Below are 7,000 nucleotides of genomic sequence, written 5' to 3'. Positions count from 1 at the left end.
AAAAAGAAATATGAATAAACCTGATTTAATCGAAAAACAGAACCGCTTGGCAGAACTTAAAGAAAATAACGTATCTTTAAAATCTCAAATTAGTGGCTTTGAAGTAAAAAATGCAATTGAAGACTTGCCAAAAGTACAAGAATTGGAAAAAACACTTTCAGAAAATTCAATTGAAATTATCAAAATTGAGAATGAACTTAACGCACAGGAAGAAAAACCAAAAGGAAAAGATAAAATGACAAACTTTATTGAATCACAAAACGCTGTAACAGAATTTTTTGATGTATTGAAAAAGAACTCTGGAAAATCAGAAATTAAAAACGCTTGGAGCGCAAAACTTGCTGAAAATGGTGTAACTATCACAGATAAAACTTTTGAGCTTCCACGTAAATTGGTTGATTCAATCAACACAGTTTTGTTAAATACTAACCCAGTGTTCAAAGTATTCCGTGTTACAAATGTCGGCGCTTTGCTCGTATCACGCTCATTTGATTCAGCTAATGAAGCAAATCTCCACAAAGACGGACAACAAAAAGTAGAACAGGCTGCAGCTCTCACTATTGATACTCTTGAACCTGTAATGGTTTATAAATTGCAATCACTTGCTGAACGTGTTAAACGACTTCAAATGTCATATTCTGAACTTTACAACTTGATTGTAGCGGAACTTACACAAGCTATTGTTAATAAAATTGTTGACCTTGCGCTTATTGAGGGTGACGGAACAAACGGTTTTAAATCAATTGAAAAAGAAGCAGACGTCAAAAAAATCAAAAAGATTACTACAAAAGCCAAATCAGCTGGCAAAACTCCATTTGCTGACGCTATTGAAGAAGCGGTTGACTTTGTTCGCCCTACTGCTGGACGTCGTTATTTGATTGTTAAAGCAGAAGACCGTAAAGCCTTGTTAGATGAGTTACGTCAAGCAACTGCAAATGCTCACGTTCGTATTAAAAATGATGACGCTGAAATTGCCTCTGAAGTTGGAGTAGATGAAATTATTGTCTATACAGGTTCAAAAGCACTCAAACCTACTGTATTGGTAGACCAAAAGTATCACATTGACATGCAAGACCTTACAAAAGTTGATGCCTTTGAATGGAAAACTAACAGCAACATGATTTTGGTAGAAACACTAACAAGCGGTCATGTTGAAACTTATAACGCTGGTGCAGTAATTACAGTAGCATAAGAATAAAATGGAGGAAGTAAATGATAGATTATATTAAGGTCTATTGTGGTATTCCGATTTTAGTAACAGCTTATGATAGTAAACTTATCTTATTCCGTTCAATAGCTATTAAATTGCTAGAAAAAAATGGTATTAAAGCTGACGAAACAAGCGTATTAGTTAAAGACTTTATTTCTTGTTATTGTCGGCTTAATATTGTTGATGAACCAGCAGAACAATGGCGAAATGCTGAAATGAAACGTTTGGCTTCTTTGCAAGAGTTAATGTATTATGGAGGTATTTAATGATATTCTCACAAGTTACATTACAGGTAGAAACGACTGTTAAGAAGAAGAACGGTGCAGAAGCTAATGTTATAAAGCCTATCGTTTTACCAGCAGTTAAACAGAGAATTAGTCAGACAAGGCTTGATGAGTTTTCTATGATTGGGCTAGGTAAAAACGTAAGATACGAGCTTAACGGAATCGGAGAAATGGAAGACTTGATTTTCAACTATTTCTTGGACGAAAAAGGCGAAACTTTCAAGCGTACAACATGGGAAAGAAACCCTAAGAATAACAAGATGATTTTAGAGGGGGTAGTAAGCAATGGAATTTGATTCTTATATAGATTGGTACAACAATTTGCTTACAATGCCTCTAAATGACGTTATTTTAGGTGTTAAGGACACGATAGAAGACAAGACGGTATATTTATCACTTAGTGACTCAAAGGTCATTAAAATGGATAATACGAGCTTTGTCATGGGTTACTATTATCAAGTTGTTTTATCTGTTAAAGATGTTGACGATGAACTTGTAGAACTAGTCGGAAATGTTTTACAAAACGGTTGGAATATGACGAACTGGTCAGAGAATAGCCATTTGTACAATTATACTGGTACTGTTTATTTGCCTTGTGGTGCAGGTGGTCAAGCATGGCAATGAATTTACTTAATACAGCAAGCATAGCTAAAGAAATGCAAACTAAAGTAACAGAACGCATGGGCGACTGGTTTGAAGCAGAATTTAAAGCTAAAGCGAATAGTGCAAGCCGAAGAACTAGATTAATTAGAAGTCATGGTCACACCTATACTTATGCTAGATACCAAAATACTGGTCAATTATCAAGTAACTTAAAACAAGTTAAAAAAGGCGATAAAATAGTTATTGACGCAGGTACTAGAGCTAATTATACTAGCGGTTATCATGGTATGTACTTTTTAAGAAATAAAAAAGGTATGCAAGACGTTAAAACAACATTGAAAAAAGGCGCTATTTATGCTAATTCAATGAAATTATAAAAGTAGAAAGTGGTTTAATTACATTTGATTGAAATTAACAATAATGGTATTTTTTAATGAGTTTAGATAATTTTAAAAATAGAGCGATTGTATGGGATACGGTCAATAAAGGCTTCCCACAACCAATTCAAATAATGCAAGGCGACGTCAACGCTAGAACATTGTCAATTAAAATACTTGATAATGGAGGCGAAATTGATTTGACTGGCCATTCATTAAAACTTACATATCAATATACTAATAGCAGTAATTCAGGTTTTGTTATGATTCCTCCTGAAAACTTAACTAAGGGAGAGTTTATTTTAGTAATTCCTACCGAAATGACAGAAACTGGAGTTATTGAAGCGAACTTAATACTTCTCAATGAAGATAAAGAGCAGGTTATCGTCAGCAAGAACCTTACGTTTATATCAGATAATTCTACGGTTACAGATTTAGCTCAAGAAGTAAATAATAAGATTGATGATTTTACAAAATTATTATTGGAAAATATGCCACAAGTAATGCGTAGTGAGTTGAATGACTTACATGCTCAAACTGAATCAAACAAGAGCAATATTGAGCTTAAAGCCAATCAAACAGACTTGAACAACTTACAAGCTGATGTCAGCAGGCAAGGGATTGCAATTTCAACAAAAGCTGAACAATCAGATTTATTAATCACAAATCAAAATGTAACAACTGCTCAAGAAACAGCAAAACAAGCTGAAAGTGAAGCCAAAAATGCAATGGCAAAGGCTACCGAAGCACAAGCGAACAGTTTAACACCAACAACTTTAAATGTTGCTTGGGAAGTTGGTAAATATAATGATAATAATGGCGAAACAGTTATTAATGAGTCTATGAATAGAACTGTAAAGTTTGATATTAGCGGTACTGTTGAATTAAATATTAAAAATCCAACTAATTATACACTTTATAAATATTTTTTATATGATAAAAATGGTGCTTTTTTACGCTATGGCGAAGTAAAAAATGGAATGAGTATAAAGCATATTGGCAAAATTGCTTTTCAAACTGCCAAAACTGGTTTTGGAAAAATGGGAGAAGATGTTGCAACGACAAAATCAAATTTTATTTTTACATCATATATTTCAACTACAGACAAAATAGACATTATTGAAGATGAATTAAAATTTCTCAAAGATAGAATGTTAGTTGATATTGACTTGACTGTAACATATGGAAAATATAGTGTTGGTAGTGCTTCAAAAGATATTAACAAGACATACTTTTCAACTCAAAAAATGACATTAAATAAGGGTTCTATTTTAAAATATACTAACTCAAAATATTTAAGATTAGAATTAGTTAAATTTAATAGCAATACTTTGAAATGTGAGAGTGTTACTGTTACAAACGAAAAAAATATAAACGCAAATGGAATATATGCTATTCAAGGGTATGTTAGATTAAAACCTCTTACACAATCTGATATTGACATGATATTAGCAGACATGCAAGTTTTAAATTACACTTCATCCACTAACAACGTACCGAGTAATTTAGATAGTTTTCAAAAAATGGTAAATTATACCCCGTCAGTAAGTAATGACACTGTTACAACAACTACTACTGCGTTTGATTATTACAAATATCCAGTTACACCTATTTGGGGACATGAATATTTAGAGCATTGGTATGAGAAAATTTATGACGGTGTAAATAATATATCAATAGCATTAGACGGAGATAGTATAACTGCTGGTTACGCTCCACTATCATCGGTTCAAGATACTTTTTTTGGCATGAAAGATTATGCACTTAAAAAAATAATGAAGGCAGGGAATTATGATTTAAAAAAATTATCAATACTAAACAATGGTTTTGGTGGTAGAAATACGAATGAATGGGTAGGAAACCCAACTTATGCTTTGCCTTACTATTTACAAAAATACCCTAATGGTTTTTTACAAACATCGATGGAACATAACCCAGACCTTTTAATAATTGGATGGGGAATGAATGACGCTGATAAAAACCATACGAAGTTCGCTGGGTTAACACTAGAACAAAGATTAAACTTATTTAAAACAAATATGGAAGAAGGATTGAAAAGAATAAGAGGAAATACAAGTGTTAATGGTAGACCAGCTTATAATAAAACCGTAAAAGATTTGGCTATTATCATCACTTTGCCAACAGTTGGAACAGTTTATAATACTGGGAGAACCTATGTAGAGTGGTTTCAAAATGTTAGACCTATAATACAAGAATTATGTCGTAAATACGAGTGTGCGTTTGCTGATTTTACAGCGAGAACTTACGCACATAATGATATGTCTATAAAAACATGGTCAGCTTTAAATTCAGATGGCGTTACTTATGGATCGATACACCCTAACAAATACTCAATGGCTCAAATTATGTCACAGTTACAAGATTTAATATATCCTGTTTGCATGTGGAATATTGATATTGATTAATATATATTTAGGATTGCATGGGAAAATATCGGTTCAGCAGTAATTGGTTCAACGACAATATATTATTGGAAACGTACTGCATAAAAAAATAAAAAGGAAAATAAAAAATGAAATTAGATTATAACTCACGTGAGATTTTCTTTGGTAATGAAGCTCTAATCGTAGCTGATATGGCCAAGGGAAGTAACGGAAAACCAGAGTTTACTAACCATAAAATTGTAACTGGTTTAGTATCAGTTGGCGCAATGGAAGACCAAGCGGAGACTAACAGCTATCCAGCTGATGACGTGCCAGACCATGGAGTGAAAAAAGGTGCTACCTTACTTCAAGGCGAAATGGTATTCATTCAAACAGACCAATCGCTTAAAGAAGACATTTTAGGTCAACAAAGAACAGAAAATGGCTTGGGTTGGTCTCCTACTGGTAATTGGAAAACGAAATGTGTTCAATACCTTATTAAAGGGCGTAAGCGTGATAAAGTTACAGGGGAATTTGTTGACGGTTATCGCGTAGTCGTTTATCCAAATTTGAGACCAACAGCAGAAGCAACAAAAGAATCAGAAACAGATTCAGTTGACGGTGTAGACCCTATCCAATGGACTTTGGCAGTACAAGCGACTGAGTCAGATATTTATTTGAATGGCGGTAAAAAAGTCCCTGCTATTGAGTACGAAATTTGGGGAGAACAAGCAAAAGATTTCGTCAAGAAAATGGAAAGTGGTTTATTCATTATGCAACCTGATACAGTTCTAGCTGGTGGAATTACACTCGTAGCTCCTGTTATTCCTAATGTGACTACTGCTACAAAGGGTCATAATGACGGAAGAATCGTAGTGCCTGCCACTTTGAAAGATTCTAATGGTGGAACTGTAAAAGTAACATCAGTGATTAATGACGCAAATGGAAAAGTAGCAACAAACGGACAACTTGCTCCAGGTGCCTATAACGTAAAGTTCTCCGCTGAGGGTTATAAAGATGTTACCGCAGGAGTTTCAGTAACTGACCATTCATAAGACTAAAAATAGATTAAGTAAAGGAATATAAAATAAAATGGCAAAACAATTGAGTACAGCACGTAAATTTAAAATGATTACAGGTAAAGACCTTTTCCAACAACAAAAGGCAATGGATACAGAACTTAAAAAAGAAGACGGAGAAATTACTGACCTAATGGAGTTCGTTCAATATGGTCTATACTTGGCTCTTTTTCAAGATAACATTGTAAAAGCTAAAAGTGACTTCTCTGACTTCCGTTCTAGCTTCGAGTTCGATACTGACGGTAAAGGGCTTAAAGAACTTGTCGAATTATGGCAGAAAGAAATTTAATGAGCTGAAAGGACTGTAAATGATTTTAAAACATGCAATTAGATACTTAGAACTAACTGGTTCAGACTTTATTACAGATTTAAAAGACTTTGCAGACCTACAAAATTCTTTTGTCGCTGGATATATTCCTGATGACTTTACAGAGCAAATGGAGAGCTTTACAGACAAGTTATTGATACTTTGGGTAGATTGTAACGGAGGAATGCAAAACGCCTTAGATGATAAAACAGAGCTTCCTACAACTAACGAGTTAATCAATATCTTCTGTAAAACTGTTTTTATTAAAGAAAAAGAGGAAACGGAAGACGATACAGTCTTCTTTTCTTCTAGTTCATTGATTAAGAAAAAGAAAGATACTGTAAGGGAAAATAAAACTTTAGAACTTTTGACTGTTTTGGGCAATAATGAAATTGATATAACACAGTTCATGGAAATGGAACTAGAACTTGTTTATAAAATAATCGAACTTATTGCAGAGAAAAAGAAAGAGGAAAAAGAAAAAGAGAAAAGGCGTAAAAGAAAGGGTATGTAATGGCAAGTAATGCAACATTTGAGGTCGAGATATACGGTAATACAACGAAATTCGAGAACTCACTTAAAGGCGTTAATACCGCAATGTCAGGGCTTAGAGGAGAAGCTAAAAACTTACGTGAAGCTCTAAAACTTGACCCAACAAATACCAGCAAAATGGCACAATTGCAGAAGAATTTACAAACGCAGTTGGGCTTATCACGTGACAAAGCAACAAAATTAAAAGAAGAACTTTCTACGGTT

Annotated in this window: 10 protein-coding genes; all 10 read left to right on the top strand. The window is 33.7% G+C overall.

Going from position 1 to position 7,000, the window contains the following annotated elements; all coding sequences use genetic code 11:
* On the top strand, window positions 1-1,192 hold a 1,192-nt coding region (locus L995_RS13765), incomplete at its 5' end, for a hypothetical protein (RefSeq protein ID WP_231574425.1).
* Window positions 1,193-1,212: 20 nt separating this feature from the next.
* Entirely contained in the window at window positions 1,213-1,476 is a 264-nt protein-coding gene (locus tag L995_RS13760; protein WP_002820020.1) for a hypothetical protein, read from the top strand.
* Window positions 1,476-1,790, top strand: a complete 315-nt coding sequence (locus tag L995_RS13755) for a hypothetical protein (RefSeq protein ID WP_036853150.1) — start codon at window positions 1,476-1,478, stop codon at window positions 1,788-1,790. Before L995_RS13760 ends, L995_RS13755 begins: the two co-directional genes overlap by 1 nt.
* A complete protein-coding gene (locus L995_RS34345; protein WP_036853151.1) occupies window positions 1,780-2,118 on the top strand; it encodes a hypothetical protein in 339 nt (112 codons plus the stop codon). Before L995_RS13755 ends, L995_RS34345 begins: the two co-directional genes overlap by 11 nt.
* Window positions 2,109-2,474: a hypothetical protein gene (locus L995_RS13745; RefSeq protein ID WP_036853152.1), complete on the top strand. Its 366-nt coding sequence runs from the start codon at window positions 2,109-2,111 to the stop codon at window positions 2,472-2,474. Before L995_RS34345 ends, L995_RS13745 begins: the two co-directional genes overlap by 10 nt.
* A gap of 56 nt (window positions 2,475-2,530) precedes the next feature.
* On the top strand, window positions 2,531-4,900 hold the full coding sequence (locus tag L995_RS33125) for an SGNH/GDSL hydrolase family protein (protein ID WP_052080622.1): 2,370 nt from the start codon (window positions 2,531-2,533) through the stop codon (window positions 4,898-4,900).
* A gap of 107 nt (window positions 4,901-5,007) precedes the next feature.
* Window positions 5,008-5,913, top strand: coding sequence for a phage tail tube protein (locus L995_RS13735; protein ID WP_036853153.1), 906 nt, complete (start codon window positions 5,008-5,010; stop codon window positions 5,911-5,913).
* A 37-nt stretch (window positions 5,914-5,950) separates the two neighbouring features.
* Window positions 5,951-6,226, top strand: coding sequence for a hypothetical protein (locus L995_RS13730; protein WP_015979526.1), 276 nt, complete (start codon window positions 5,951-5,953; stop codon window positions 6,224-6,226).
* A gap of 19 nt (window positions 6,227-6,245) precedes the next feature.
* Window positions 6,246-6,758: a hypothetical protein gene (locus L995_RS13725; protein ID WP_036853154.1), complete on the top strand. Its 513-nt coding sequence runs from the start codon at window positions 6,246-6,248 to the stop codon at window positions 6,756-6,758.
* A partial coding sequence (locus tag L995_RS32030) for a hypothetical protein (protein ID WP_156136074.1) occupies window positions 6,758-7,000 on the top strand: 243 nt, incomplete at its 3' end. The genes L995_RS13725 and L995_RS32030, both read left to right, overlap by 1 nt.

The sequence above is a fragment of the Delftia sp. ZNC0008 genome, assembly GCF_000799035.1.
Classification (GTDB): domain Bacteria; phylum Pseudomonadota; class Gammaproteobacteria; order Burkholderiales; family Burkholderiaceae_C; genus Comamonas; species Comamonas tsuruhatensis.
This window is presented reverse-complemented; position numbering and strand designations above follow the sequence as displayed.